Source organism: Dactylosporangium sp. CA-233914 (assembly GCF_050942935.1).
Classification (GTDB): Bacteria; Actinomycetota; Actinomycetes; order Mycobacteriales; family Micromonosporaceae; genus Dactylosporangium.
The window spans coordinates 3616075-3642237 of the sequence record NZ_CP192030.1 but is presented as its reverse complement, the minus strand read 5'-3'; the positions used below and the strand labels follow the sequence as shown (position 1 = coordinate 3642237).

Here is a 26163-nt window from a genome sequence, read left to right as displayed (position 1 = left end):
TGCCAAACCGGGGCCGTCACGCCGGTACCACGCCGTTGACCAAGACGGGGCGGCCGTCGAGTTCGAGTGTCGCCTGACGCATGACGCAATCGAGGTGTGCCGGCGCGTCGACCGTCCCGCCGTAGGCAATCGAGTTGCCCAACGCGATGTGAGCGCTGCCGAGGGTCGACTCGGTCTCCATCGCGACACCGCACACACGTCCGTTGGGATTGAGTCCCATCGACACCTCGGCGAGATTGCCCATCCGGTCATCATGGCATCGGCCCATCATCTCGATCAGCCGGTCGCACTCGCCGCCCTCGATCGAGACCAAGCGGCCGTCGACGAAGTGCATCGCGACCGGCCGAGTCACCGGCCCCTGCCCCATGAACAGGAAGTCGGCGTCGATCACCACGACGCCTGTGGAGCTGCCCTCGACGGGCGCCGTACCCGACTCCACGTCCGGAGGCGCCATGTACGCGCCTGGCTCCCGCGCCACCCCGTACAGGGCACGGCCGCGGCGTCCTGCCACGGAACCGGACAGCTCGGTACCGCCCGGCGTGGTCAACCGGTACGTGCGGGCCTCGCTCCACGCCTGAGCGAGGCGCTCGGTCACCGTCCGGAGCCGGTCGAAGTCGACGTCGAACGGTCCGCCCAGCCGGAAGGTGTCGGCTACCACCCCGGGCATGGCGAGGTAGCGCACGCCGTTCGCGGTCGCGCGCTGCCGCGCCCGGCTGGAGCCGATGAACGTGGAGGTCAGCTCGATCGCCGCCGCCGCCCCCATCAGCAGGCCGGCGACTGCCGCCGGCGGTTCACTGCCCGGCACTTCGTATCGGGGCAGCCGCGCAACGATCGGGACGCAGCGCCGCCGCTCGAGACCTGCGACCAGAGCCGCGACGACCGCGGCGTCGACGCCGTCGTCGGTGAGCAGGACGACCTCCTCACCCGGCTGGGCGCCGAGGCACTGCTCGAGCGCCGTCGCGACGGTCCGCTCCGGGATCGTCGTGCTCATGTCAGCTCCCCGTCACCGCGTCGAAGCACTCCTTGAAGTACCGGACGGTCTTCATCCGGTCGTCGCCGAGTGGGAAGACGCTGACGCAGTCCACGCCGACTTCGAGCATGTTCTTGATGTGGCCGCGGGCGCGGTCCTTGCCGCCGGCCAACGACATGCGGTGCACGAAATCGTCCGGCAGCAGCCGCGCGGCCTGCTCGGCCTCCTGGAACTCCCCGCCGGCGTACAGGTCCCGCACCTGTTTCACCAACTCGCTCGACAGACCGGCCATCTCGCAATAGACCGGTGTGGTCTGCGGGAACCACGCCGCGATGGTGCGGCCGGCGGCCAGAGCCTTGTCCTCGTCGTCGTCCACGGCGCCGTAAGCGAAGACCGTCACCTTCGGCCGAGCCGCCCGATGTGCCTTCTCCACGCCCCGGTCGATATGGTCGATGGCCCACTGCACCCCCTCCGGATGCAGTCCCGCCAGCAGGATCACACCGTCGGCGATCCGCCCGGCGAGCTCGAGCGTCTTGGGTCCGCTGGCGGACATGTAGATCGGGATCTTCGATCCTCCGTGATCGCGGAGGTGAGCGTCGTCGAGGACGAACCCGGGCGCCTGCATCGTCACCGTCTCGCCGCTCCACAGCCGGCGAACGGCGTCGATGCCCGCTTCGAGCTGCTTGAGCGGCGCCGGCTTGGAACCCAGCGCGAGCAGTGGACGGTCACCAGCGCCGATACCGAGCACGGCGCGGCCGTTGGAGATCTCGTCGATGGTGAGGATGGCGGTCGCGGTGATCGCCGGGTGCCGGGTGATGGGGTTCGTCACCGCCGTCCCGAGCCGCAGTCGCCGGCTGTGCCGGGCGGCCAGCGTCAGGTATGCGTAGACGTAGCGGGCGTGCAGGGACGAGTCGGTGAGCCATAGCTCGTCGTACCCACCGCCCTCGATCTCCTCGACCATGGACTCGAACGTCGATGGCGCGTCCACGGGCTGCAGTGCCACTCCACTGAGCATGAGTCCTATCCTCCTGAGGAGACAAACGTACTGATGGTGACAACGAGTGCTTGCAGGCCGAGCGGGACCGGCCGCGTCTCGATCCATTCCCGCTCGGTGTGGGTGCCATCGCCATAGGTGATGCCGAGGGTTATGGCGGGGATGCCGCGTTCGTAGGCGGCGTTGGCGTCGGTGCTGGCGGCCGTGAAGCGAGGTTCGACACCGACCTGCCGCAGTGCGCCGACGGCCGCCTCGACCAGCGGATGGCCGGGCTCGATCCGGCCCGCCGGACGCTCACCGAGATCCGCCACGGTGACGCCGACCCCGGCGGGCGCCGACTCGAGGATCGCCGTCGCCGCAGCGGTGAGCGCGAGCAGCGCCTGCGGATCCTCGGAGCGCAGGTCCAGGTCGAAGACGCACCGCGGGGCGCGCGCGTTGATGGACTCCCCGCCGTGCAGCGTGCCGACGTTGACGGTCATCTTCGCCGGGTGGGCAACCCGAAGGTGGTGCAGGTCGCGGACCATCTCGGCAGCGACGTGGACCGCGCTGGGGATGTGCGGGTCTTCCCAGGCATGGCCGCCGGGCGCCGTAACGGTGACCCGCCTGCGGACCGACCCGACTCCGATCGTGTTGACCCGGCCAAGGTAGTTGCCTTCGAGCGCGATGAGGACGCCCACGTCGACCGGCGAATCGGTGACCGCGGCCCGGACTCCCCGCAGATTGCCCAGCCCTTCCTCGCCCACGGTCGCCACCACCCATACCGCCCGTTGGGAGGTCTCGGGCAGCAGCCGGTGCAGGCTGGACAACGCGGCCACCGCGACGGTGTCGTCACCGCAGCCGGGGCCGACCAGGCGCCCGGCGCCGTCGTCGACGAGCCCGTGTACGACGTCAGGGCCGAAGACGGTGTCGAGGTGCGCGGCGACGACGACCGCGGGTGCGCTGCCGTCCCGCGCCATCCCCCACACGTTGCCCGTGGGATCGATCGCGACCCGGTCCAGGCCGTCCTCGCGCCACCACTGCGCCACGCGTGCGGCTCGCTGCGCCTCACCCAGCGGCGGGGCTGGTATCACTGCCAGCTCAATCGTGCGGTCGATGACCTTCGCGGCCTCGGCCTCGCTGCGGGCGGCCAGCGCCGCGGCGCCGTCGTTGATGGACATCTTCACGCCTCCGGCACTTCCGTGATCGAAGCGCCGTGCGGGTCCAGACCCAGCTCCGCCAGCACCTCATCGGTGTGCTCGCCCAGGTCGGGCGCTGCGCGCGGATAGTCGAGCACACCGTCCACCTGAAACGGTGGACCGATGTGCCGGTACGCTCCCCCGCTCATCGGCACCTCCCGTACCTGACCCAACGCCGCCACCTGTGCCGAAGACAGTACCTGTGCCAGGTCCCGTACCTTGGCCGACGGGACGCCTGCCTGCGCCAGGCGCGCGAGCCAGTCATCCACATCGTGACGGCCCAGCACAGCCTCGATCGCCTCGATGAGCGCCGGCAGGTGCCGCACCCGATCGGCATTGGTGGCGAACCGCGTGTCGGTCCGCAACTGCGGTGCCGCGATCGCCGTGCACAGCCGGTGCCACAGGTCCTCGCTGCCGGCGCCGGCGATCGCCAGGTAGCCGTCGCGGGCCCGGAAGGCGCCATACGGGGCGAAGGTCGGCGAGTGGCTGCCCATCTGCCGCGGCACCTCGCCGTCGACGAGGTATGCCGGCGCCACGCTGGTGAAGGTGGCCACGGCGAACTCCAGCAGCGACGAGGAGACGTGGGCCGCCCGACCGTGCCGCTCCCGGCCGAGCAGGGCGGCAACCACCGCCAGCGCGCAGGACACCGCGCTGCCGATGTCGAGCACGGGGACGCCGACCTTGACCGGCTCCCCACCGGCCACCCCGGTCACGCTCATGAGGCCGCCCTCGGCCTGCATGGTCAGGTCGAACCCGCCGAGTGAGGCATCCGGTCCGACCTGCCCGTAGCCGGAGATCGACCCGTAGACCAGGTGCGGGTGGCTGGTCCGCACGGACGCAGCGTCGAGGCCGAACCGGCGCAGCGAGCCGGGCCGCCCGTTCTCGACCATCACGTCGGCCGTGGCCAGCAGCGCCTCCATCACCCGCAGGCCCGACTCGGACCTGAGGTCGACACTGATACCGCGCTTGCCGGTGTTGAGGGCCTGGAACAGCGCACTCACCCCACCGACGAACGCGGTCCCCTGGGCCCGGTACGGGTCGCCGTCGTCGCCGACCTCAACCTTGATGACGTCCGCGCCGAGCGACGCGAGCAGCATCGTGGCATAGGCCCCCGAGACAAACCGCGTCAGGTCCACCACCCGGATGCCCTCCAGCGGGCGGGCCTGGCTCACCACGGCTGCGGCTCCCGGTAGACGCCGAACTCAGCCCGCATGGCGTCAGCGATCTCGCCCAGCGTCGCGCCGGCCCGGCCACACTGCATGATGTACGGCATGCTGTTGGCGCCGCCGGCCAGCGCGCCGGCCAGCGCGTCCAGGGCCGCCGCCACTGCCGCGGCGTCACGGGAGGCCAACCGATCCCGCAGCCGCTGCCGCTGGCGGTCGCCCGCCGTCTCGTCGAACTCGAACAATGGCGGAACGACGTCGGAGTCGTCGACGTATTTGTTCACGCCGACCTTGATGCGCTCGCCGTCGACCACCTGACGCTCGTAGGTGTAGGCGGACTCGGCCACCCAACGCTGCGGCACGCCCTGGGCGAGCATCTCGACCAGGCCGCCGCTGGCGTCGACCTGCTCCACCAGTGCCCAGGCCCGCTGCTCGATCTCATCGGTGAGGCTTTCGACGAAGTACGACCCGGCGAGCGGGTCGATCACCTTGGCGACCCCGGATTCGTGGGCGATGATCTGCTGGGTACGCAGGGCAAGGCGTACCGACTCCTCGGTGGGGATGGCCAGCGCCTCGTCGTAACCCATGACGTGGATGGACTGAGCGCCGCCGAGTACTGCGGCAAGGCACTGCAGGGTGGATCTGACCACATTGTTGAGTGGCTGCTGCGCGGTGAGGGTGGCCCCGGAGCAGCCGGAGAAGAATCGCAGCCGCGCCGAGTTCTCCTTCTTCGCGCCGAAGCGCCGGGTGGCGATACGGTGCCACATGCGGCGCGCGGCCCGGACCTTCGATGCTTCTTCGAACAGGTCGAGCTGGCTGGAGAAGTGAAACGACAACCGGGGAGCGAAGAAGTCGAAGTCGAGGCCCCGGGCCATGAACGCCTGGCTGTAGGCGATCGCCGACGCCATGGTCAGCCCGACCTCCTGGACCGCGTCGCACCCCGCCTCGCGAGCGTGGTAGCCGGTGATCGAGATGCCGTTGAACCGCGGCAGGTGCTCCGAGGCGAACTCCACCACATCCGCGACGAGCCGGATGGACGCCTCGGGCGGGAAGATGAACGTCTTGCGGGCCAGGAACTCCTTGAGGATGTCGTTCTGCAGCGTACCGGCGACGTCTTCCAGCCGCGCCCCCTGCCGCTCGGCCGCGACCAGGTAGAAGGCCAGGATGATCGGCGCCGTCGCGTTGATGGTGAAGTTCACGGACAGCTGGTCGATCGGCAGGCCGGCGAAGACGGCCTCCATGTCCTCGACGGTGTCGATGGCGACGCCGACGCGGCCCACCTCCGCGGCCACGTCAGGTGAGGTGGAGTCGTAGCCCAGTTGGGTCGGCAGGTCGAACGCCACCGACAGCGCCGTCTGGCCCTGCGACAACAGGTAGCGATAGCGGGCGTTGGTGTCCTCCGCCGAGCCGTACCCGGCGTACTGCCGCATGGTCCACAGCCGTTCCCGGTACATGGTCGAGTAGGGGCCACGGGTGAAGGGTGCCTGCCCGGGCCGGCCCAGTCGATCGTCCAGACCGGGCGCGACGCTGTGCGCGAAGTAGATCGGTTCCAGCGGGATGCCCGAGTCGGTGGTAGCCGCCGGTGTCTCGTCATTCATCGTCCGCCCTGCCCTCCCTGGCGATGTCGAAGATCCGGTTGACGACATCCGGCAGGGGCGTTCCGGCGGGGAAGACGTCGCGCACGCCGAGTGCCTTGAGCCGGTCGACGTCGGCGGGCGGAATCGTGCCGCCGACCACGATGGCCACGTCGTCGAGGTCCGCCTCGTGGCGGGCGCGGATCAGCTGATCGGCCACGGCGATGTGTACGCCGGAGAGCACGGACACGCCGATCACATCGACGTCCTCGGCTCGTGCGGCACCCACGATCTGGCTCGCGGACTGCTGGAGGCCGAGATAGAGCACCTCGGCCCCGGCGTCGCGCAGCGCCATTCCGACGACCTTGACGCCTCGGTCATGCCCGTCGAGCCCTGGCTTGGCCAGGATGACCCGCGGGCGCACGAACGCCCGCGCCCTCACGTGTTCCCCTGGTCCCCAAGTGCCAGCGCCGCGAACGTCGTGTAGACCTTCGTGGCCTCGACGAGATCGTCGATGGACAGGTGCTCGTCGGCGCAGTAGACCGGCTCGCCACCGGGCCCGAAAATGATCGTCGGCACCTTGGAGCCGAAGCTCGCGGTATCGCCGAGCCAGCCGGCCGCCAGCAGCGGCGGCTCGCTGCCCCGCACCGCGCGGACCGAGTCACGCATCAGTTCGACAACACGGTCACCCGGGTTGGCCAGGTAGCCGGACTTCACGTCGGCCAGCGTGACGTCCGCCCTGAACCGCGGGTCACGGGCCGTGGCCGCCTGCAGGCATCGGTCGATCTCCGCCCGCACCTCCTCAACGGACACGCCCGGCTGGGGCCGGCAGTCGACCCGGATGACGCACTCGTCCGGAATCATCGACGGACCGCCCGGCGGGAGCCCACCGTAGATGCGCCCCGGCGCCATGTACGTCTCCTCGCCGAACAGGTCGGCCACCCAGCTCTCCAGCTGAGGGGTGAGCCGCGACTGGTCGAGCTCGAGCACCGCGTGCGCGGCGAGCATGTTCGCGTTGACGGCAAGCGGCTTGTGACAGGTGTGCGCGGACGTGCCGCGGACGGTGATGTCGAAGTAGTACCGGCCGCGGTGGCCCAGGAAGATCTCGTTGCCGGACAGTTCGCCGAGCACCGCCAGGTCGGCCGGGTGCTCCTCGAAGTAGACGATGGAGCCCCGTTGGTCGCCCATGTGGTCGGACACGGCGGCCATCGCGACCGATCCGGCCAGGGGGACGCCGGAGTCGCGCAGTGCCTCCATGGCCACGATCTGGCAAACCAGCGCCGCCTTCATGTCCATGATGCCGTGGCCGTAGATGGCGTTGTCGATGAGCTCGCCGGAGAACGGGTCGGTCTTCGACCATCCGTGGGAGACCGGCTTGGTGTCCATGTGACCGGTCATGACCACGCGGGGCCCAGCGCCGAAGTTCAGCTCACCGATCGCGTTCGGTCGCTCCGGCAGCACCTCCTGCAGCGCCGTCTTCTCAAAGCCGGCGTCGCGCATGACGCCGACCAGGAACTTCGCCAGCGGGCCCTCGTCGCCGAGGACGCTCGGGATCCGGCAGACCTCTTGCACCAGGGCGGTCAGCCGGTCGTACTTGATCGCGTTCACCGCACGAGCGGCAGCACCAGCGTTCACCTCGGTGGTCATGCGTGGTCCTTCCTGAAGCGGGTCAGCGTCTCAGATCTGATATGCAATCTACCTCGACGATCTGAGCCTGTCACCGGTCCAGGGCCGGCAAAAATCTAAGATCTAATGTCTGAGTCGCGCCGAGTCGATCGACGGGCGGGTACGAGGACGCCGGACAGCGCCGGGATCCGATCGGCATCGGATCCCGGCGCTGGTCGAGTACACCGAGCCGGTGGCGCCGGGCCTGTGGCGGCGATACCTGATGCTGCTGCTGGACGGGCTGCGCTACGGCGCGACGGCGCTGCCGGTGGCGGCGCCGGACCTGGACACCCTGGCGGAGATCGGGCAGCGGTGGACGCCGCCGCGCCGGCCGGCCACCGGGTGACCAGCCCGGGCCATTGGGTGCCGGTGAGCCCGGGCAGCAGCTTGGCGGTGATGGCGCGGAGCTGTTCGACGTGATCGTCGGTGAGGTGGGCGCCGCCGTCGCGGCCGGCCGGGTTGGTGCGGACCCGGTCCGGCCGCGAGGCGCTCCCGCGCTTCAGCAGCAGCGCACGGAAGTGCCGCTCTTCAGCCGCTCGAACTCCCGGCGGGTCAGCGGGGCTCCCGCCGTGCGGTGTTTCCGGTGGTGCACGACGTAGTGGTCGTAGCTGGTCTCGCCGGCCAGTTCGCGCAGATACCACCAGAGCCGCGCCAGCCGGTGCTGTAGGTTCATCGGTCGCTGTCCCCATCGCCGGCCGCCGCGATGACGAGTTCCCGCCGCTCGCCGCCCGTGGTGAAGAGGCCGGACGGTGCGACGATCACCGATTCCACGAACGGCGCCTCCGTCGTCGGGAGTTCCCGGCCCCGGACGACTGCCTGCAGGCACACCCGCGCTCCGTCGACGATCACGATGATGATCAGGACCGCGAAGAGCACCGACAGGACGCCCTGCACCGTGGAGTTGGTGACGACCTGTTGCATCTGGTCGAGGTTCTTGGCGGGTGCGAGCACCTTGCCCTGCTCGAGTGCGTCGGCGAAGCGCTGGCGCTGGGCGAAGAAGCCCATCTTCGGGTCGGCGGAGAAGATCTTCTGATAGCTGGCGGTCAGCGTCACCGCCACGTCCCAGGCCAACGGGATGGCGGTGACCCAGGCCCATTTGAGCCGGCCGCTCTTGACCAGGATGACCGTGACGACCGTCAGCGCCACGGCGGCGAGCAGTTGATTGGCGACGGCGAACAGGGGGTAGAGCTGGTTGATGCCGCCGAGCGGGTTGGTGACGCCGGTGTAGAGGAAGTATCCCCAGGCACCGACAACGGCCGCGCTCGTCAGCCACAGGCCGGGCCGCCAGCTGACCCGGCCGAGCGGCTTCCAGATGTTGCCCAGCGTGTCCTGGAGCATGAACCGGCCGACCCGGGTTCCGGCATCGACGGTGGTCAGGATGAACAGCGCCTCGAACATGATCGCGAAGTGGTACCAGAACGCCTTGAGGCTCGCTCCGCCGAGGAAGCCGGAGAAGACCTCGGAGATGCCGACCGCGAGCGTCGGCCCGCCACCGGTGCGCGACACGAGCGTCGGTTCGCCGACGGCGGCGGACGCGGCCTGCAGGGTATCGGGGGTGACGGTGAATCCCAGGTTGGTCACCGCCGTCGCGGCGCTCTGGAAGGTCGCGCCGACGACGCCGCCGGGTGAGTTCATCGCGTAGTACAGCCCAGGGTCCAGCATCGACGCGGCGATGATGGCCATGACCGCGACGAACGACTCCATCAGCATGGCGCCGTAGCCGACGAGCCGGACCTGCGACTCCTTCTGGATCATCTTCGGCGTGGTGCCCGAGGAGATCAGGGCGTGGAAGCCGGACAGCGCTCCGCAGGTGATGGTGATGAAGGCGAACGGGAAGAGGGCGCCGGCGAAGACCGGGCCGTTGCCGGTAGAGGCGAATTTGGTGACGGCTTCGTTCTGCAGGACCGGGTTGGTCAGCAGGACGCCGACCGCGAGCAGCCCGATCGTTCCGATCTTCATGAACGTGGAGAGGTAGTCGCGTGGTGCCAGCAGCATCCAGACGGGCAGGACGGAGGCGACGAAGCCGTATCCGACCAGGCAGAAGACCAGCGTTTCGGGCTTGAGGGTGAAGATGCCCGCCCAGCTGGAGTCCTGGACCCAGCCGCCCGCGGCGATGGCGAGGACCAGCAGGCCGACGCCGATCACGCTGGCTTCGACCACCCGGCCCGGTCGGAGCATCCGCATGTAGACGCCCATGAACAGGGCGATCGGGATGGTCATGGCGATGGAGAAGGTGCCCCAGGGCGACTTCGCGAGCGCGTTGACCACGATGAGCGACAGGACGCCGAGCAGGATGATCATGATGGAGAAGACGGCCACCAGGGCCGCGACGCCGCCGACGCGGCCGATCTCGTCCCGGGCCATCTGGCCGAGGCTTTTCCCGTCGCGGCGCATGGACAGGAACATGACCACCATGTCCTGCACGGCTCCGGCGAAGACGACGCCGACAATGATCCAGATGGTTCCGGGCAGGTAGCCCATCTGCGCCGCCAGGACCGGCCCGACCAGCGGCCCGGCGCCCGCGATCGCGGCGAAGTGGTGGCCCAGCAGCACGCGGCGGTCGGTGACGTGGTAGTCGATGCCGTTGTCCAGCCGCTCCGCGGGCGTGGCCCGCCGGTCGTCGACCTTGAGCACGCGCCGGGCGATGAACCGCGCGTAGAACCGGTAGGCGATCGCGTACGAGCACAGCGCCGCGACCACCAGCCAGATCGCCGAGATGCGCTCGCCGCGGGCCAGGGCGATGATTCCCCAGGCGACCGCGCCGGCGATCGACACGGCCGTCCAGATCACGATGGACCGTACGCCCGGGCGGGCCCGGGTCGTCGGGGTGAAAATGCTCATGCATGTTCTCCAGGGTGGGGGTGTCCGCCCGGATCGGTCCCTGGCGCGCGGACCCCGGGGTCCGTGCGCCGCAGCAGCAGATGGCTGGCCGCCATCAACGCCACACTGAGGAAGATCCAGGCGAACTGGAACCAGTAGAAGAAGGGCAGCCCTGCCAGCCGGGGCGTGGTCCGCGCGTACAGCGGGACCCAGAGGATTGCCACGAGCGGCAGTGCCAGGCCGGTGTAGGCGGCGACCCTGATCGCTTTGCGGAATCTCGCCACACCGGCCTCCCGAGCAGTCGTCGACGATGCCTGAATGTTGCGCACCCATGTCATACGGTTTACTGCCCGATTGCCTCTTGTTTCGCGTCAACCAATCCGGGAGCGTGCGCAACACACAGAGGACTGAGAGGGTGCCCATGGTCGATCCCGCCAGCACCACCGCGTTCGCGCTGGTCGTCGCCGGCACGTCGCTGCTCGCGATCGTCGCGCGGCGTTTCCGGGTCCGCGACGAGCTACCGACGCTCGACGGCTGGGCGTTGGCGGGGCGGCAGTTCGGGCCCGTCCTCACCTGGTTCCTGCTCGGCGGCACGATCTACACCGCCTACACGTACGCCGCGGTGCCGGGCCTGGTGTACGGCATCGGGGCCCTGGGGTTCTTCGCGCTGGCGTACACGGTGATCGTCTACCCGCTGGCCTTCGTGCTGCTGCCGAGGCTGTGGCGGGTGGCGAAGGACAACGGCCACACGACGGTGGCCGACTACGTGCGGGCCCGCTACGACTCGCCGCTGCTGGCGCTGGCGGTGGCGCTGACCGGAATCCTCGCCACCATGCCGTACATCGCCCTGCAACTGATCGGCATCCGCGCGGTCCTGGTCGCCGGCGGCCTCTACCCCACCGACGGGATCGCGGGCGACCTCACGCTGGTCGCGGTGTTCGCGGTGCTGGCCGGCGCCACATACCGCAGCGGACTGCGCGCACCGACCGTCATCTCCCTGGCCAAGGGGGTCCTGGTGGGCACCACGGCCGTCGGCGTCGTCGTGCTCGTGCTCGCCCGGCTCGGCGGGCCACCGGCGGTATTCCGGGCCGCCGAGGACGCCATCACCGCCCGCGGCATACCGGAGGCATCCTTGACCCTCACCCCCTCGCACTACACCACCTACGCCACGCTCGCGCTCGGCTCCGCGCTCGCGCTGCTCATGTATCCGCACGTCCTGACCGCGTCCTTCGCCGCTTCCAGCGGCGACCGGCTCCGAAAGGCGATCATCGGGTTGCCGGCGTGGACCGCGGTGCTGGGCCTCTTCGCGCTGCTCGGCGTCGCGGCGCTCGCCGCGGGCGTGCAGGCCAGGCCCGGCAACGCCGAGGCGGCAGTGCCGCTGATGGTGCGGGAACTGACCTCACCGGTCGCCGCGGGGCTCGTGTTCGGTGCCCTCGCCGTCGGGGCGCTGGTGCCCGCCGCGGTGATGTCGGTCGGCGCGGCGACGTTGTTCGTCCGCAACGTCTACGTCGAGTACTTCCACCCGACCGCGACGCCGAAGCACCAGGCCCAGATCGCCCGCGCGGTATCGCTGGTGGCGAAGTTCGGCGCGCTGGCGTTCATCTTCGGCCTACCGGACCAGGACGCGATCAACCTGCAGCTTCTGGGCGGGGTGTGGATCCTGCAGACGTTCCCCACGGTGGCGCTCGGGCTGTTCACCCGCTGGCCGCACCGCACCGCGCTGCTCGCCGGCTGGCTCGTCGGCATGGTCGCGGGGACCATTCTGGTGGCCTCCGGCGGCTTCTCTTCGGTCATCTCGTTCGCCGGCGTGCACGTGTACGTCGCGCTCGCCGCGCTCGTGCTCAACCTCGCGGTCGCCGCCGCGCTGACCCCAGCGCTGGACCGGCTCGGCGTGGCCCGGGAGCTCGGCGGCACCGCCGCCGGGGCGGTGGCCCCGTGACCCAGCAGGTCTCGTCACGCTCGCTCGCACCGGCCGCCGACCCGGCGCCGGCCAGGCTGGACCCCGCCGGAGTGAACCTCGCCGGCCTCGAACGCGAGGCCGCACTGGCCAGGCTCTTCGACGCCAACCACACCCCGCTGCTGCGCCTGGCGGTACTGCTCGGCGCGCAGGGCGAGGCCGAAGACATCGTCTCGGAGGCGTTCTACGAGCTGTACCGGCGATGGCACCGATTACGCAATCACGACGCCGCACTGAGCTACCTGCGCGCCGTCGTGTGCAACCTGGTGCGGATGCGGGTGCGTCGGCTGCAGGTGGCGCGCAGGCACGCGGAGCAGGTGATCGAATCGGTCGGGTCAGCCGAGGCCGAAGTGCTGCTGCGCGACGACCAGCACGCCCTGGTGGAGGCGATCAAGCGGCTCCCGGCCCGGCAGCGGGAAGCGCTGGTGCTGCGGTACTGGCTGGATCTGCGAGAATCGGAGATAGCCGCGGCGATGGGCATCTCGGCCGGCGCGGTCAAGTCACACACGTCGCGGGGTATGGCCACGCTCACGCGCTTACTGGAGGAGCGAAGATGAGTGGCGTTCCACCGGGTCAGGCTCCCGGCAAGACACCCGGAACCGGTTCGGCCGCAGGCTCCGGGGTCGCCGAGGAGCAGCTTCGCGACGTGTTCGACGCACTCGCCACGTCGGTGCACGGCGCGCCGAACCGCTACCCGGCCGCACTGGCCGACTGGCGGCGCCGGGAACGCCGGCGGCGGATCGTGGTGGCGATCCTCGCCGCGGTGATCTTCGCGCTGGCCGACATCATCGGTCTGTGGGCACTCGGCCGGGCCGACGTCAACACGCACATCATCTTCAACGACCGGCCGGGCAGCAGCATCGAGGCGCCGAGAAGCGGTATCGGGCCGCCGCCGTAGCCGGCACCTCCGCCGTGCGTCAGCCCACGGTCGCCGCGCCGGCGGTGAACCCCGCGACGAACCGCTTGAGCAACAGGTTGAAGACCACCGCGACGGGCACCGCGACGAGTACGACAGCGCCCTGCAGGGACTGCCAGTAGAACAGGTCGCCGCGGATCAGCTCGGTGGGGATCCCGGTCGAGACAACCTTCCCGGCGGTGGGTGAGACGAACGCGATCGCGTACAGGTACTCGCTCGCGCACAAGACGAAACTGAGCACCGCGACCGCAACCAACCCGGGCACCGCCAGCGGCAACGCGACACGGCGGAAGGCGGCGAACCGGCTGCAGCCGTCGACCAGCGCCTGCTCCTCGACCTGCAACGGAATCGCGCTGAAGAACCCCATCAGCAGCCAGACCGACACCGGTACGGTCAGCGTCGGATAGACCAGCACCAGGGCCCAGTCCGAGTCCTGCAGGCCGGCGGCCGCCACGAGCCGCGACAGCGGCAGGAACAGCACGCTCGGCGGGACCAGATAACACAGGAAGATCGCCATGCCGAGACGGCCGGCCCACGCCCATCGCAGCCGTGCCAGCGCGTAGCCGGTCGGCGTGGCGAGCAGGAGCGTGGCCGCGACTACCGCCGTACCGACCCAGACCGTGTTCCACGCGAATGCCGGAAAGGCCGTGTGCCGCCACAGGTACGCGAGGTGATCGGCGGTCGGCGGTGCGTTGAACCAGAACGGGTTGTGCGCCGGGTCGTACAGGTCCCGGTTGAGTTTGACGGCGGTAACCATGCTCCACAGGAACGGCGCCGCGCCCAGCAGCGCGACCGCGTAGGCCGCCACGTGTACGGCGACACCGCCCAGCCGTTGCCGCCGCCGCGCCCGCTCGGCGCGCCCCGCGGGAATCATCGGGCCACCATCCGGCGTGCGAGGCCGAGGATCGTCAGCGTCGCGGCCACCAGGACCGGTAGCAGGAACAGGGCCACCGCCGCGCCCTGGCCGACGTCGCCGCCGTCGATGCCCCTGCGGAACGCCAGTGTGGCGAGCACCTCGGTGGAGTGGGTCGGGCCGCCGTTGGTCAGGACTCGCACCACCGCCATGTCGCTGAACGTGAAGATCGCGCAGAACAGCCCCGCTATCGCAACGATCGGGGCGGTCAGCGGTACCGTCATGAAACGGGCCCGCAGCCAGCGGCCGGCGCCGTCGATGCGGGCGGCCTCATAGATGTTGCGGGGTATCGCCACGAGCCGGGCCATGATGATGACGGCGGTGAGCGGGGTGAGCCGCCACGCCTGCACGGCCACGACCGAGGCCATGGCCGTCGACGGCCGGCCGAGCCAGTTGACGCTGTCCCCGGCGCCGAGCAGGCCGAGCTCCCGGCCGGCCCAGTCCAGCGGCGAGTAGACCGAGTCGAGCATCCACAGCCACGCGACCGACGACACGGTGACGGGGGTGACCCAGGGCAGCAGCACGCACAGCCGCACCAGCCAGCGTCCGTACACCCGGGCCAGCATCAGCCGGGCCACCACGTTCCCGCCGACCACGGCCAGCGACGTGGTCGCCGCGGTGATGATGCACGTGTTGAACAGTGCTTGCCAGAACACGGGATCGGCCAGCACGACTTCGATGTCGGCCAGTCCGGCCCAGTCGAAGGACGGGTCGGCGACGGTCACGTCCGACATGGCGTACGCGACGGCCAGGACGACCGGCCCGAGGATCAGGGCGGCGACATAGCCGACGGTCGGCACGACGAACACCGATGCCAGCACGCGATCGCGATCGCGGACGCGGCGCCCACGCGGCGGGAATGCATGGTGTCCCATCACGCCACCAGCCCTCGAGCCCGCCATTTGGCGTAGACGGACCGAACCCGCGCCGCGGCGTCAGCGACCGCAACCGCGGCGCTGACGTCGCCGCGCGCCGCCCGGGCGAACATGTCAGGGATGACGAAACCGCTGGCGACCTCCCCGATGGCAGCGTTAGCCGTACCGGGGTGACCGAGGTCGGCGCTCCACCGGGCGGCATCGACGAGCAGCGCCAGTTTGCCGGGCGGGTCAGCGCGAAACGGGTCGCACCGCAGCCAGGGCGCAAGCTGCGGGGTACAGCTTGGCCAGGCGCACAGGTCGTACAGCATCGACGAGTAGGTGGCGGCGGCGAAGTTCGCGGTGTAGTGCAGCAGGAACTCCTGACCGGCGGCGGCCCCGGTGGCGTACTTCGGGATGACCCAGTTGTGCACGAGGTGGTGCGCGGCCATAGCACCCGCCGGGCCGGCCAACGCCGGCACGAAGTCGATGTCGGCCGCAACCGCGGGGGTGGAGCGCTGCGCGGTACGCCAGGCGGAGATCGAGTTGCTGATGTACGACAACCGGCCGGCGACCAGCCCCTGATTGTTGGAGCTGGGAATCCACGAGAAGACCTCGTCGGTCATGGCCTCGCGGTACAGCCGGGTCATGAACTCCACCGCCGCGACGGCCTCCGGCGCCTCGAGCGTGACCCGGCCCTCACCGTCCTGAATGGACGATCCGAACGACCACAGCACAGAACGGCCGACCATGTTCGAATCGAGCTCCTGCGACATGCCAAGCCCAAGCCGGACGCCAGTAGCACGGCGGATCTCGGCCCCGCCGCGCAGCAGCTCGTCCCAGCTCGACGGGCCGCTGGGCAGGCCGACCTTCGACCACATCGAACGCCGGTAGTTCCCGGGATCCGGAACCCAGCCCGGCGCATAGGCGAAGTACCGGTTCGTCACCGGGTTGAAACTCGACCGCCGGCACAACTCCAGCTGCGGACCCCACCGCCGGTTGGCCTCCTGGACGACGTCGGTCAGATCCAGCATCGCCGGTTCGAACTGCGGCAGCGGCGCCACGTACTGAATGAGGTCGTGTCCGCGGCCGGCGTAAATCTCGGCCGCCACTCGGGTGGTGATCTGCCCCAGGTCGATGTGGTCGACGGTTACGTCGACGCCGACCTGAGCGGCCCACCGGTGGACGAAGCCGTCGAACCAGCGGTCGTACGTCGGCACGAAGTGGCTCCAGGCAAGAATCCGCAGTGCCCCGGACAGGTTGACCGTCGGCGGCGTGAATTGCTCCGCTGGCCCGCCTGCGAGCACACCGGCGCCGAAGGCGTCGTCTTCTTCATGCGCACAGCCGGCGGCCAGCGCCACACCGGCGACCGCCGCACCGCCGACGATGCGGCGCCGGCTCAGCCGCGCGGACAGTAGGTAAGATGAGATCACATCCTTCTGTTGCCGCAGCGGCCAAACCGTTTACCCGCCGGGCCGTCCAGGTTGCTTCCTCATAGCGGCACGCCGCCGGGCCAGCCCTGGATGCAGGAGCCCAGGCATGACCGGCGGCATCAGCGTTCAGCCGATCATGCGTCTCTGGCGGTCCTTGGCGTGCCGGCCGTGCGGATGCCGCGGCCGCAGGTAGCCCCGATGGCGAGGAGGATCAGGAAGGACGTGTAGAGCGTGATGGTGTCGACGGGCCCGGCCCGCTGGAGCAGGAGACCCGCGAACAGCGGTCCGGCTGGTAGGGCTGCTCCGGTGATCAGGCCGATGGCCGCGTTGACGCGGCCCTGGAGCCGTTCGGGGGCATGAATCAAGACGTGGCCGACGATCGCAGCATTCGCGGCGGGCCCAAGGAAGAAGACAGCCGCGCCGACGGCGCCGATGAGGTACGGAGAACGGGCGACGCAGAGCAGCGGTGTGACAAGGGCTGCGCACCAGCCGAACGCGATGATGACGGTTCTCGCGGCGAACCGGGCCGTCAGGCGCGGGGCGGCGAGTGCACCGGCGAGGCCACCCGCGCTGGTGATGGAGAACAACGCGCCCAGCTCGGTCGGCCCGGCGCCATGGTCCTTCGCGAGCACGACAGACACCAGACCGATCGACTGGAAGACGAACATGACACCGGCCAGCCACAGCACGGCACCGCGGACGAACCGCTGCCGCCACACCCAGACGAGCCCACCAGCCGGCGATGCCCGGACCGGCCGTACGCCTGAGGTACGTTCGCGCCGGCCCGTGGGCGGATTCAACGGTTGGCGAATGAGGGCGAGGCTCAACGCGGACACGGCGTACGACACGGCGTCCACCAGGAACGGGAGCGTGCGTCCCAGGCCGAACAGCATTCCCCCGAAGGTCGGCCCGAGCAGCGTGGCGATGTAGATGCGCGACTGATTTCTCGCGGCGGCCTCCTGCAACTGCTCAACCGGAGCGATGTGCCGCAGCGCAGCCGCCTCGGCCGGCTCGAAGAAGGTCCCGAGCCCGGCGTCCAGCACAGCCACGACCGCGAGGTGCCCGAACGACAACTCGTGCGTCAGACTGGCGATCGGCAGCGAAATCAACGCGACGGACCGGCCGATGTCGGCGCTGACGACGATCGCCAGACGGCTACGGGTGTCAGCCAGCACTCCCGCCGGAAGCCGCAACGCGAACGATGTGAAGCCAGCGAGCCCGGCGATCCAACCGGCATCGGCCGCCGAGCCGGTCAGCGCGAGTGCCAGCAGGACGTAGGCGATGGAACTGATCTGAGCACCGAGCGACGAGACGGTCTGCCCGCTCCAGAGCAAGACGAAAGCCCGGTTACGCCAAAGGCTCCCCCGTACCGAACCAACCCGGTCCGCGGAGCCCGCCTCGGTTCCATCCATGGCCATCCAGCTTCCGCCGTACTCCACCGACACGATCTGTCGCCAACGCCGGACGCTAATTCAGAGCGGAAGATCAAAGCATGCGTGATCTGGATCACGCATGGGACCGGCCGGCCTCGACGAACTCCTCTGACGTCGTTACAGCTCGGTACCGAGAAATTTGACGACGGCCGCGACCCGCCGGTGGGTGTCCGGGGTGCTCTCCAATCCGAGCTTGTGGAAGATCGCGTTCACGTTCTCTGGACTTTCGCAGTTTTTGATGAGGGGTCGGCGGTGGGTGTGACACGCCGGGTGGCCTGGGAGTGCGTGATCTTGGGGTGAGATGACGGAAGCATCGACGGTCCTTGTACCACTGTCGTTGCCGAAAGTGATCCGTCGATGCTTCCAGGAGTCAGCCTACCGATCTCGTTGCGTCGGTTGTTGGACGCCTTCGGTGGGTGTTTCACGGCGCCGACGTTCGGGGTCTTCTCCGCGATGGTCGTCGGGTTGGTCGCGCAGACCGGGCAACGTACGGTCTGCGGGATGCTCACCGGGGCCGGGATGGCCACGTCCTGGTCGCATGATCGGGCGCACCGGTTCTTCTCGACCACGCGTTGGGCCATCGACCAGATCGGCCTGACGGTGTTCGATCTGGTCCTGACCCACCTCGTCGCCGACGGCGCCGATCTGCACCTGGCGGTCGATGACACCGCGCATCGCCGTCGGGGTAAGAAGGTCCACGGCGTCGGATGGATCCACGACGGCTCGGCGCCCGCCCGGAACAAGCTGGCGTTCGGTCACCGCTGGGTGGTCGTCGGGGTGATCGTGCGGCCCTCGTTCCTGTCCCGGCCGTTGTGCCTGCCGGTGTTGTGCCGGCGCTGGCAGGGCAAGGGCACCGCCTCTACCGTGGAGTTGGCCGCCTACATGATCACCGTCATCGCCGCCCGGACGCCGGGCCGGCGGGTCCACGTGGTCGCCGACGCCGCGTACCACGGCCATGGCCTGCGGGACCTGCCCGCCACCGTGACATGGACGACCCGGCTGCCCCGCAACGCGGTGGTGTATCACCGCGCACCGGCCCGCAGCGGTAAACGGGGCCGGCCACGATTGAAAGGCGCCCGGATCGGTACCCCCAGCGAGGCCGCCGCCACCGCGGTGTGGCAGACGGTGTCCGTGACGCGTTACGGGCGGGTCGACACCGTGCGTATCGCGGTCCTCGACTGCCTCTGGTACGGGGTGTTCGGGCCCCACCCGGTACGGATGACCCTCGTGCGTGACCGAGAAACCGGGCCGATGCCGGCCCTGATCACCACTGACCTGAGCGTCACCGCCGCCGATCTGGTGGCCCGCTACGCCGCCCGGTGGGCGATCGAGGTCACGTTCTTCGACACCCGCCAGACCCTCGGCGTCGGACAGGCCCGTAACCGCACCGCGGAAGCCGTGAACCGCACCTGGGCGTTCGGGATGTACGTCTACACCCTCGTCGTGCTCTGGTATGCGCTGTACGGTCACCGATCCGGGATCGTCGCCGACCGCCGCATCCACGCACCCTGGTACCTGTCGAAAACCGACCCGTCGTTCACCGACATGCTCACCGCGCTACGACGCACCCTCATTGCCGCTCGATTTATGGGCTCCCGCCCAGCTCAACCCACCAACGCAGAAATCCGGCAGGTCCAGCGAGCATGGGCACTCGCAGCTGCATAGACCGCGAAAGCCGAGCGAATCAAGACGTACGAAAATTGTGTCGGCGGCCGCATCGCGCGGGCAACGCCAATGGTGTTCGAGTCTGTTCGGGACAGTTCGAGCGCCGTTCAGCGCAGGCGCGGACGACGGCCGGACGCGGGCAGAGCGGCCTGGGTCGCCGTTCGCACCTTGGCCCAGGCTTCCTGGTCGGTGTCGGCGAGCAGTTCCAGGGCCCGGCGGCGGTGCTCGTGGGCCTCCGCGGCCCGGCCGAGCGCCGCGCACGCGTCGCCCAGCACGCGATGGGCCAGCCCGGCGCCGCGCCGGTGGTTGAACTCGCGGCACAGGGCCAGGGCGTGCGCGGCCTGCTCGGCGGCGGCCCCGTGGTCGCCGGCCAGTTGCAGCGTCTCGGCCAGGTTGAGCAGCATGAAGCCCTCGCGGTGCCGGTCGCCGAGGTCGCGCGTGATGGCCAGGCCGGCCAGGTGGTGCTCGACGGCGAGACCGTACTGCCCGGTCAGCTGGTACACCAGGCCGAGGTTGTCCAGGACCGAGCCCTCCTTGTGCCGGTCGCCGAGCTCGCGGCGGATCGCCAGGCTCGCCCGCAGGTGCCGCAGCGCGGCTGCGGTGTCGCCCTTGTCGCGCAGCGCGTTGCCCAGGTTGTTCAGGCATGATGCCTCGCCGGCGCGGTCGCCGCGCTCGCGCTGCGCGACCAGGTTGCGCCGCAGGATCTCGATGCCCTCGTCGAGCCGGCCGCCGCGGAGCATGGCGACGGCGAGCACGTTGCGGGCCGACACCGCGCCCGCGTCGTCGCCGAGGCGTTCGGCGGCGGCGATGGCGAGGCGGCCGAACTGCTCCTGCTCGGCGATGTATCCGGAATTCTCGACGAACCGGTAGACGACCAGGGCGACGTCGCGCACCTCGGCCAGGAACAGGCCGGCGGCGAGCTGCTGGCGGGCCACGGCGAGCAGGTTGCGGTACTCCCGGTCGAGCCAGGCGAGGGCCTCCGCCTCCCCGGTCAGCCCGGCCGCCGCGCCGGCCTCGGGGGCGTTGACGGACGGGAGGTCATCGTGCGGGTACAGCATCCGGGCCGCGGTTGTGGCGACGGCCCGGAGGTGACCCATGAGCCGGCCCAGCGCCGCGGCCCGCTCGGCGGCGGGCTCGGTCGCTTCGGCGCGCTCGCGGGCGAAGAGCCGCACGGTGTCGTGGAAGCGGTACCGGCCATCGCCGGTCGGCTCGAGCAGGTGCGCGTCGAAGAGCGTGTCGACGGCTTGCTCGGCCTCGGTGACCGTGCCGCCGAGCAGGGCCGCGCACTCGGGTGCGGCCGTGTCGGCCCAGTCGGGCACGGCCATGAGCCGGAACAGCCGTGCCGGTACGCGCGAGTGGCCGGACAACGCGCGATACCCCAGCTGCAGACTGGCCCTGACGGAGAGGTCGCCGACGGCCAGCTCATCCAGGCGCCGGCCCTCGTCGCGCATCCGCTCGGCAAAGCGGGCCAGCCCGGACTCAGGGCGCGCGGCCGCACGGGCACCGACGATGCGCAGCGCCAGCGGCAGGCCACCGCAGCGGCGCACGATCGCGTCGGCCGCCGCGCGCTCGGCCCGCAGCCGTTCGGGCCCGCACAGCCGCCCGAGCAGCTCGACCGCGGCGTCGTCGGGCAGCGGGCCGACCGGGAACCGGTGCGTGACGTCGAGGTCGGGCAGCTTCCAGCGGCTGGTGACGAGCGTGGTGCAGCCGGGCCCGGTGGCCAGCAGCGGCCGCACCTGGGCGGCGGAGGCGGCGTTGTCGAGCACGACGAGGACGCCTTCGGCCGCGGTGAGCGTGCGGAACAGCGCGGCCGCCTCCTCGAGCGAGGCGGGCACCGCGCGGGCGCCGAGGGCGCGCAGGAACCGGGCGAGGACCTCGGCGGGCTCGGCCGGCCCGACCCCGGCGCTGGCGCCGTGCAGGTCGGCGTGCAGGCAGCCGCCGGGATGCCGGCCCGCGACGGCGTGCGCGACGTGCAGCGCCAGCGCCGACTTGCCGATGCCCGCCGGGCCCTCGAGGAGGCACACGGCGTGCTCGCGGGCGTTCGCGGCCGCCGCCAGCCGGGACGCCAGGTCGGCGCGGCCGACGAAGACCGCGGGCGCTGGAGGAAGCTGAAACGGTACTGCATGAGGCGCCTCCACCGGCGCGGGCCCGGCGGCCCCGTCGCCGGCCAGCCGCTCCCACGCGGCCAGCCAGGCACCCCGGCGCTCGCCCGGCACGTCGCAGGCCCGCAACAGCGCCACCACGAGCTCGCGGCGTGGCAGCGTCGAGCGCTGCAGCATGGTGGCGAGCGTGCTGGCCGGCAGGGCGTCGCCGTGGTCCGCGGCGCGGCGGGCGATCGCCCGGAACGTCAGCCCGGAGCGGGCCCGGACCTGGCGCAGCAGCGCCACGAACTCCTCGGCGGTTGCCGCGGTCGTCGGGTCGATGCCGACCTCCCTCCCCCGTGCGCGCCATTTCAGCACACTTAGGTGAACGCCGATGGAACATGAGCGACGACAACGGCGGTCGATGCCACGGAGGTGCCAGGTTGCGGATAGGGGCATGGCAGATGTTGCGTTGCCACAGGCGGTACGCTCTCCGCCATGTCAGCGGCCTTCGATCTTGCGGTGGACTTCGGCACGTCCAACACCACGGCGGTGCTCCGCCGCGGGGACGGCCGGGTCCAGCCGGTGCTGATCGACGGCTCGCCCCTGCTGCCGTCGGCCGTGTGCCGGGAACCGTCGGGCCGCCTGCTGGTGGGCAAAGACGCGATCGCCGGTGCCCGCATGTATCCCGGCTCGGCCGAGCCGAACCCGAAGCGCTGCATCGACGACGGCGAACTGCTCCTGGGCGGCGGGCCGCTGCCGGTCGCCGAGGTCATCGCCGCAGTCCTCGACCGGGGTGTGGGCGAGGCCCGGCGGATCGGCGGTGGCGCACCGGCCCGGGTCGTGCTGACCCACCCGGTGGCCTGGGGCGCCCGCCGCCTCGAGGTCCTGCGCACCGCCGCGGCGCTCGCCGGTGTCCCGGCACCCGTGCTCGTCGCCGAGCCGATCGCGGCCGCGGCGTCGTTCGTCGCCGGCGCCACGGCCCCGCCGGCGGTCGGCGACCTCGTCCTCGTCTACGACTTCGGTGGCGGCACGTTCGACGCCTCCGTCGTCCGCCGTACCCCCACCGGCTTCGAGTGCCTGGCCTCGGACGGGCTCCGCGACGCGGGCGGCCTCGACATCGACGCGGCGGTGGTGGCGACGATCGGCGCCGCGTACGCGGGCCGGGACGCCGAGGCGTGGGGGCGCATGGACCGCGCCGCCGCACCGGCCGACCAGCGCGCCCGCCGCCAGCTCTGGGACGACGTCCGGGCGGCGAAGGAGATGCTGTCGCGGGCCAGCAGCGCCATCGTCCACGTGCCGCCGCTGGACGTCGACGTGCCGATCGGCCGGGAGCAGCTCGAGCTGATCGCGCGTCCGGTCCTGGACCGGACGGTCGCCTGCGCCAGGGCAACGGTACTGGAGGCCGGCCTCACACCGCGGCACCTCTCCGCCGTCCTGCTCGTCGGCGGCTCCAGCCGGATGCCACTGGTCGGCACGCTGCTGCACCGCACGTTCGGGATCGCGCCGATCACGTTCGAGCAGCCGGAGCTGGTCGTCGCGGAGGGCGCCCTGCGCGCCGTCGCCGCAGGACCACCGGCACCCGCTCCGGTCGCCGCGCAGATGCCCCCACCCGCCCCGCCGGCACCGCCCTGGGCGGCCACACCACCGCCGGTAGCGCCCACCGCACCCTGGGCGCCCGCGCCAGCAGCGCCCGTAACGGCCACGGCACTGCCAGTGTCCGCGCCGCCAGGACTGCCAGTGTCCGCGCCGCCGGGACTGCCGGTGTCTACGCCGTCGGCACTGCCGGTGTCCGCGCCGCCGGGACTGTCAGTGTCCGCGCCGCCGGCGCCGGCCACGACCGGGCAGTTCCACCACCCGCCGCCCGGGGCAGTGCGGCCGCCACACGAGGAGCCCACGGCCACCGCGGCCCCGGACGAGCCGGCCAGGCCGTGGCAGCGTCGCGGACTGCTGATCGGCGCCCTCGCACTCGTCCTCGTCGTCGCCTCGGTCGTCACGATCGTCGCCGCGAAGGGACTCGGCGGACCGTCCGGCACCGAGGGGCTCGGCGCCCGCGGCGGCGGGCCGGAAACCGGGCAGTCCGGCGGCGCCGTCTCCGGCACCGAGCCCGGCGGCGCGGGCGCCGGCACCGAGCCCGGCGGTGCCGTGGCGGCCGGGTCCAGCGGCACGGCGAGCGCTTCGGTCCGCGGGAGCGCCTCGCCCACCAGCACCGCCCGGGCCTCCACGACCGCCCCCGCGCCGAACCCCACCAGGACGACAGCCGGCGCGGGCAGCACGAAGACCTGCGCCGCGTACACGAAAGTCTCGTTCACCAGGACGTCCGGCTCCGGCTCGACGCAGCCCAACCTGAGCGTCCGCAGCTGCACCGAGCTCCAGAAAAGCGCCGCCACCGGCAAGATGTACGTGTGGGGCGGCGGCGACTTCGTCGCCACGACCGAGGGCTCTTTCAGCCACCGGAAGTCGACCAAGATCCTCAACTGCTCCGGCAACCTCCTGAAAAACCCGGGCGACGAGACCGGAGGCGGCCTGAACACCAAGCCCGGCAGCGACCTCGGCTCGGCCGGTATCGCGCCGGAGACCTCCGCCGACTACAAGACGGAGTTGACGTTCTCCATCACCGTCACCGACGGGTCCGACACGAAGTGGAGCGGCGGGCCGGTGACGGTCACGACCGGCTGTTTCAAGCCGTGATCCGCGAACGACCGATGCCGGCATCCAGCACCTCCCATGCGTCGCCTCCCACCAGCGCGGAAAGCCTGGCCGCCGACGACTGATCGGAAAGTTTCAGGTGCATTCGCGCCTGTGTGGCGGGCCCCGGCCACCACGGATTGACGGCGATCGTGCCCGCGCCCACGATGCGCAGACGAACGTCGTCACGGAACGGAGTGTGACCCGTGGGTCTCAGACGCATCAGGACGCGAGGGGCCGTTGGGGGCGCGGTGGCCCTGGCCGCCGTCGCGGCCACCGCGCTCGTCGCCGTAACACTCACCGCCGGCACGGCATCCGCCGGCACCGGCACCGGCTACCTGCACACCAGCGGCAACAGGATCGTCGACTCGACCGGCGCGACCGTTCGGCTGACCGGCATCAACTGGTTCGGCATGGAGACCGACAACCACACCTTCCACGGGCTGTGGGCGGGCAAGCCGGCGACCTGGACCCAGCAGATCGACCACATGGCGCAGCTCGGGTTCAACACCATCCGGGTGCCGTACACCGGCGACTCGCTGCGCTCGGGCGCGGCCGCCACGAGCATCAACACCGACACCAACCCGGACCTCATCGGGCTGTCCCCGCTGCAGATCCTGGACAAGGTCGTCAACTACGCGGGCGGCAAGGGGATGCGCATCATCCTCGACCGGCACCGGCCCACCGCCTCCGGCCAGACCGCCCTCTGGTACAGCGGGACCGCCACCGAAGCCAGCGAGATCGCCGACTGGCAGATGCTGGCGACGCGGTACGCGAACAACCCGACCGTCGTCGGTGCGGACCTGTTCAACGAGCCGCACGCCGACGGGACCGAGCCCAACGGCACCGGCTCCTGCTGGGGCTGCGGCGACACCACGAAGGACTGGCGGCTGGCCGCCGAGCGCATCGGCAACGCGATCCTCGGTACCAACTCCAACTGGCTGATCTTCGTCGAGGGCGTCAGTTGCGACGGCAACGGCGGCTCCCCGAACCCGTACGACAACATCCCGGACGATCCGATGGCGTGCGACTGGTGGGGCGGCAACCTCTCCAAGGCGGCCGCGTACCCGGTCCGGCTCAACGTCGCCAACCGGCTGGTGTACTCCGCCCACGACTACGGCATCTCCGTGTACGACCGGCAGCCGTGGTTCAAGGACTCCAACTTCCCGAACAACCTGCCCGACGTGTGGGACCACTTCTGGGGCTACCTGTACAAGCAGAACATCGCCCCGATACTCGTCGGCGAGTTCGGCAGCACCCTCGCCAACCCGCTGGACACGCAGTGGATGACGAAGCTGATGTCGTACCTGGGCACCGGCGCGAACGGGATGTCGTTCACGTACTGGTCCTGGAACCCGGACTCGGGCGACACCGGCGGCATCGTCGGCGACGACTGGATCACGGTCAACCAGGCGAAGATGAACATCATCGGCCCCTACCTGAACCCGCCCACCGGCGGCGGCGGACCGACCGGTAGCAGCACCAGCTCCCGCCCGCCGACGAGTTCCCAGCCGCCGGCGAGCTCGCCGCCGCCGACCAGCTCCCCGCCGGCGAGTGGCGCCTGCACCGCGACGTACACGGTCACCAGCCAGTGGCCGGGCTCGCCGGGCGGGTTCCAGGGCTCGGTGACGGTGAAGGCCGGCACCGCGGGCATCTCCAAGTGGACGGTCAAGTGGACGTACGCCAACGGCCAGACCATCGGCCAGCTGTGGAACGGCACGCTGAGCACGTCCGGCTCCGCGGTGACGGTCACGAACGCGGCGTACAACGGCACGATCCCGGCCAACGGCTCGACCGAGTTCGGATTCACGGGCACGTGGAGCGGTACCAACGCCGTCCCCGCACTGACCTGCACCGCCTGA

At 70.7% G+C, this 26163-nt stretch carries 23 protein-coding genes; 7 read left to right on the top strand and 16 right to left on the bottom strand.

Annotation, left to right across the window (positions count from 1 at the left end):
- Positions 1 to 16: 16 nt before the first annotated feature.
- Genes ACQPY0_RS16745 through ACQPY0_RS16715 form a run of 7 tightly spaced genes read right to left on the bottom strand, consistent with a single transcriptional unit; the run spans position 17 to position 7523 of the window.
- A complete protein-coding gene (locus ACQPY0_RS16745) occupies positions 17 to 991 on the bottom strand; it encodes a hypothetical protein (RefSeq protein WP_432989734.1) in 975 nt (324 codons plus the stop codon).
- A 1-nt stretch (position 992) separates the two neighbouring features.
- Positions 993 to 1985, bottom strand: coding sequence for an LLM class flavin-dependent oxidoreductase (locus ACQPY0_RS16740; protein ID WP_432989732.1), 993 nt, complete (start codon positions 1983 to 1985; stop codon positions 993 to 995).
- 5 nt (positions 1986 to 1990) lie between these two features.
- Positions 1991 to 3121, bottom strand: coding sequence for a peptidase dimerization domain-containing protein (locus ACQPY0_RS16735; protein ID WP_432989730.1), 1131 nt, complete (start codon positions 3119 to 3121; stop codon positions 1991 to 1993).
- 2 nt (positions 3122 to 3123) lie between these two features.
- Complete coding sequence (locus tag ACQPY0_RS16730; protein WP_432989728.1) at positions 3124 to 4314, bottom strand: CaiB/BaiF CoA transferase family protein; 1191 nt, start codon at positions 4312 to 4314, stop codon at positions 3124 to 3126.
- A complete protein-coding gene (locus ACQPY0_RS16725) occupies positions 4308 to 5900 on the bottom strand; it encodes an acyl-CoA mutase large subunit family protein (RefSeq protein ID WP_432989726.1) in 1593 nt (530 codons plus the stop codon). The genes ACQPY0_RS16730 and ACQPY0_RS16725 overlap by 7 nt, the downstream gene beginning before the upstream one ends.
- Positions 5893 to 6300, bottom strand: coding sequence for a cobalamin B12-binding domain-containing protein (locus ACQPY0_RS16720; protein WP_432995274.1), 408 nt, complete (start codon positions 6298 to 6300; stop codon positions 5893 to 5895). The genes ACQPY0_RS16725 and ACQPY0_RS16720 overlap by 8 nt, the downstream gene beginning before the upstream one ends.
- Positions 6301 to 6314: 14 nt before the next feature.
- The gene (locus tag ACQPY0_RS16715) at positions 6315 to 7523 is read right to left on the bottom strand and encodes a M20 family metallopeptidase (RefSeq protein WP_432989724.1); all 1209 of its coding nucleotides are present in this window, start codon (positions 7521 to 7523) and stop codon (positions 6315 to 6317) included.
- Between the two features lie 211 nt (positions 7524 to 7734).
- On the opposite strand from ACQPY0_RS16715, the gene ACQPY0_RS16710 reads away from it, so the two are divergent.
- Complete coding sequence (locus tag ACQPY0_RS16710) at positions 7735 to 7887, top strand: hypothetical protein (RefSeq protein WP_432989722.1); 153 nt, start codon at positions 7735 to 7737, stop codon at positions 7885 to 7887.
- Positions 7888 to 8040: 153 nt separating this feature from the next.
- Here the strand turns inward: ACQPY0_RS16710 and ACQPY0_RS16705 are convergent, their stop codons facing one another.
- From ACQPY0_RS16705 to ACQPY0_RS16695, 3 genes are read right to left on the bottom strand one after another with little or no spacing between them, the layout of a single operon-like run.
- Positions 8041 to 8214: a YbdD/YjiX family protein gene (locus ACQPY0_RS16705; RefSeq protein WP_432989720.1), complete on the bottom strand. Its 174-nt coding sequence runs from the start codon at positions 8212 to 8214 to the stop codon at positions 8041 to 8043.
- Complete coding sequence (locus tag ACQPY0_RS16700) at positions 8211 to 10382, bottom strand: carbon starvation CstA family protein (RefSeq protein WP_432989718.1); 2172 nt, start codon at positions 10380 to 10382, stop codon at positions 8211 to 8213. The genes ACQPY0_RS16705 and ACQPY0_RS16700 overlap by 4 nt, the downstream gene beginning before the upstream one ends.
- Positions 10379 to 10645: a DUF3311 domain-containing protein gene (locus ACQPY0_RS16695; RefSeq protein WP_432989716.1), complete on the bottom strand. Its 267-nt coding sequence runs from the start codon at positions 10643 to 10645 to the stop codon at positions 10379 to 10381. Before ACQPY0_RS16695 ends, ACQPY0_RS16700 begins: the two co-directional genes overlap by 4 nt.
- A gap of 137 nt (positions 10646 to 10782) precedes the next feature.
- Between ACQPY0_RS16695 and ACQPY0_RS16690 the strand changes: the two genes are divergently transcribed.
- Genes ACQPY0_RS16690 through ACQPY0_RS16680 form a run of 3 tightly spaced genes read left to right on the top strand, consistent with a single transcriptional unit; the run spans position 10783 to position 13216 of the window.
- Entirely contained in the window at positions 10783 to 12300 is a 1518-nt protein-coding gene (locus tag ACQPY0_RS16690; RefSeq protein ID WP_432989714.1) for a sodium:solute symporter family protein, read from the top strand.
- Positions 12297 to 12875, top strand: coding sequence for a sigma-70 family RNA polymerase sigma factor (locus tag ACQPY0_RS16685; protein WP_432989712.1), 579 nt, complete (start codon positions 12297 to 12299; stop codon positions 12873 to 12875). Before ACQPY0_RS16690 ends, ACQPY0_RS16685 begins: the two co-directional genes overlap by 4 nt.
- A complete protein-coding gene (locus ACQPY0_RS16680) occupies positions 12872 to 13216 on the top strand; it encodes a hypothetical protein (RefSeq protein ID WP_432989710.1) in 345 nt (114 codons plus the stop codon). The genes ACQPY0_RS16685 and ACQPY0_RS16680 overlap by 4 nt, the downstream gene beginning before the upstream one ends.
- A gap of 19 nt (positions 13217 to 13235) precedes the next feature.
- Here the strand turns inward: ACQPY0_RS16680 and ACQPY0_RS16675 are convergent, their stop codons facing one another.
- The 4 genes from ACQPY0_RS16675 to ACQPY0_RS16660 form a co-directional block, all read right to left on the bottom strand.
- The gene (locus tag ACQPY0_RS16675; protein ID WP_432989708.1) at positions 13236 to 14108 is read right to left on the bottom strand and encodes a carbohydrate ABC transporter permease; all 873 of its coding nucleotides are present in this window, start codon (positions 14106 to 14108) and stop codon (positions 13236 to 13238) included.
- Complete coding sequence (locus tag ACQPY0_RS16670; protein ID WP_432989706.1) at positions 14105 to 14968, bottom strand: carbohydrate ABC transporter permease; 864 nt, start codon at positions 14966 to 14968, stop codon at positions 14105 to 14107. Before ACQPY0_RS16670 ends, ACQPY0_RS16675 begins: the two co-directional genes overlap by 4 nt.
- 53 nt (positions 14969 to 15021) lie before the next feature.
- A complete protein-coding gene (locus ACQPY0_RS16665) occupies positions 15022 to 16434 on the bottom strand; it encodes an ABC transporter substrate-binding protein (RefSeq protein WP_432989704.1) in 1413 nt (470 codons plus the stop codon).
- A gap of 134 nt (positions 16435 to 16568) precedes the next feature.
- A complete protein-coding gene (locus ACQPY0_RS16660) occupies positions 16569 to 17852 on the bottom strand; it encodes an MFS transporter (RefSeq protein ID WP_432995272.1) in 1284 nt (427 codons plus the stop codon).
- A gap of 402 nt (positions 17853 to 18254) precedes the next feature.
- Here ACQPY0_RS16660 and ACQPY0_RS16655 point away from each other — a divergent pair, with 402 nt between their 5' ends.
- Entirely contained in the window at positions 18255 to 19532 is a 1278-nt protein-coding gene (locus ACQPY0_RS16655; protein WP_432989702.1) for an IS701 family transposase, read from the top strand.
- 107 nt (positions 19533 to 19639) lie between these two features.
- Here the strand turns inward: ACQPY0_RS16655 and ACQPY0_RS16650 are convergent, their stop codons facing one another.
- Entirely contained in the window at positions 19640 to 21991 is a 2352-nt protein-coding gene (locus tag ACQPY0_RS16650) for an ATP-binding protein (protein WP_432989700.1), read from the bottom strand.
- Between the two features lie 120 nt (positions 21992 to 22111).
- Between ACQPY0_RS16650 and ACQPY0_RS16645 the strand changes: the two genes are divergently transcribed.
- Positions 22112 to 24304 carry an Hsp70 family protein gene (locus ACQPY0_RS16645; protein ID WP_432989698.1) on the top strand — a complete coding sequence of 731 codons (2193 nt, stop codon included), beginning with the start codon at positions 22112 to 22114 and terminating at the stop codon, positions 24302 to 24304.
- Here ACQPY0_RS16645 and ACQPY0_RS16640 read toward each other — a convergent pair.
- Positions 24294 to 24467 carry a hypothetical protein gene (locus ACQPY0_RS16640; RefSeq protein ID WP_432989697.1) on the bottom strand — a complete coding sequence of 58 codons (174 nt, stop codon included), beginning with the start codon at positions 24465 to 24467 and terminating at the stop codon, positions 24294 to 24296. The genes ACQPY0_RS16645 and ACQPY0_RS16640 overlap by 11 nt on opposite strands.
- Before the next feature lie 40 nt (positions 24468 to 24507).
- Between ACQPY0_RS16640 and ACQPY0_RS16635 the strand changes: the two genes are divergently transcribed.
- Complete coding sequence (locus ACQPY0_RS16635; RefSeq protein ID WP_432989695.1) at positions 24508 to 26163, top strand: cellulase family glycosylhydrolase; 1656 nt, start codon at positions 24508 to 24510, stop codon at positions 26161 to 26163.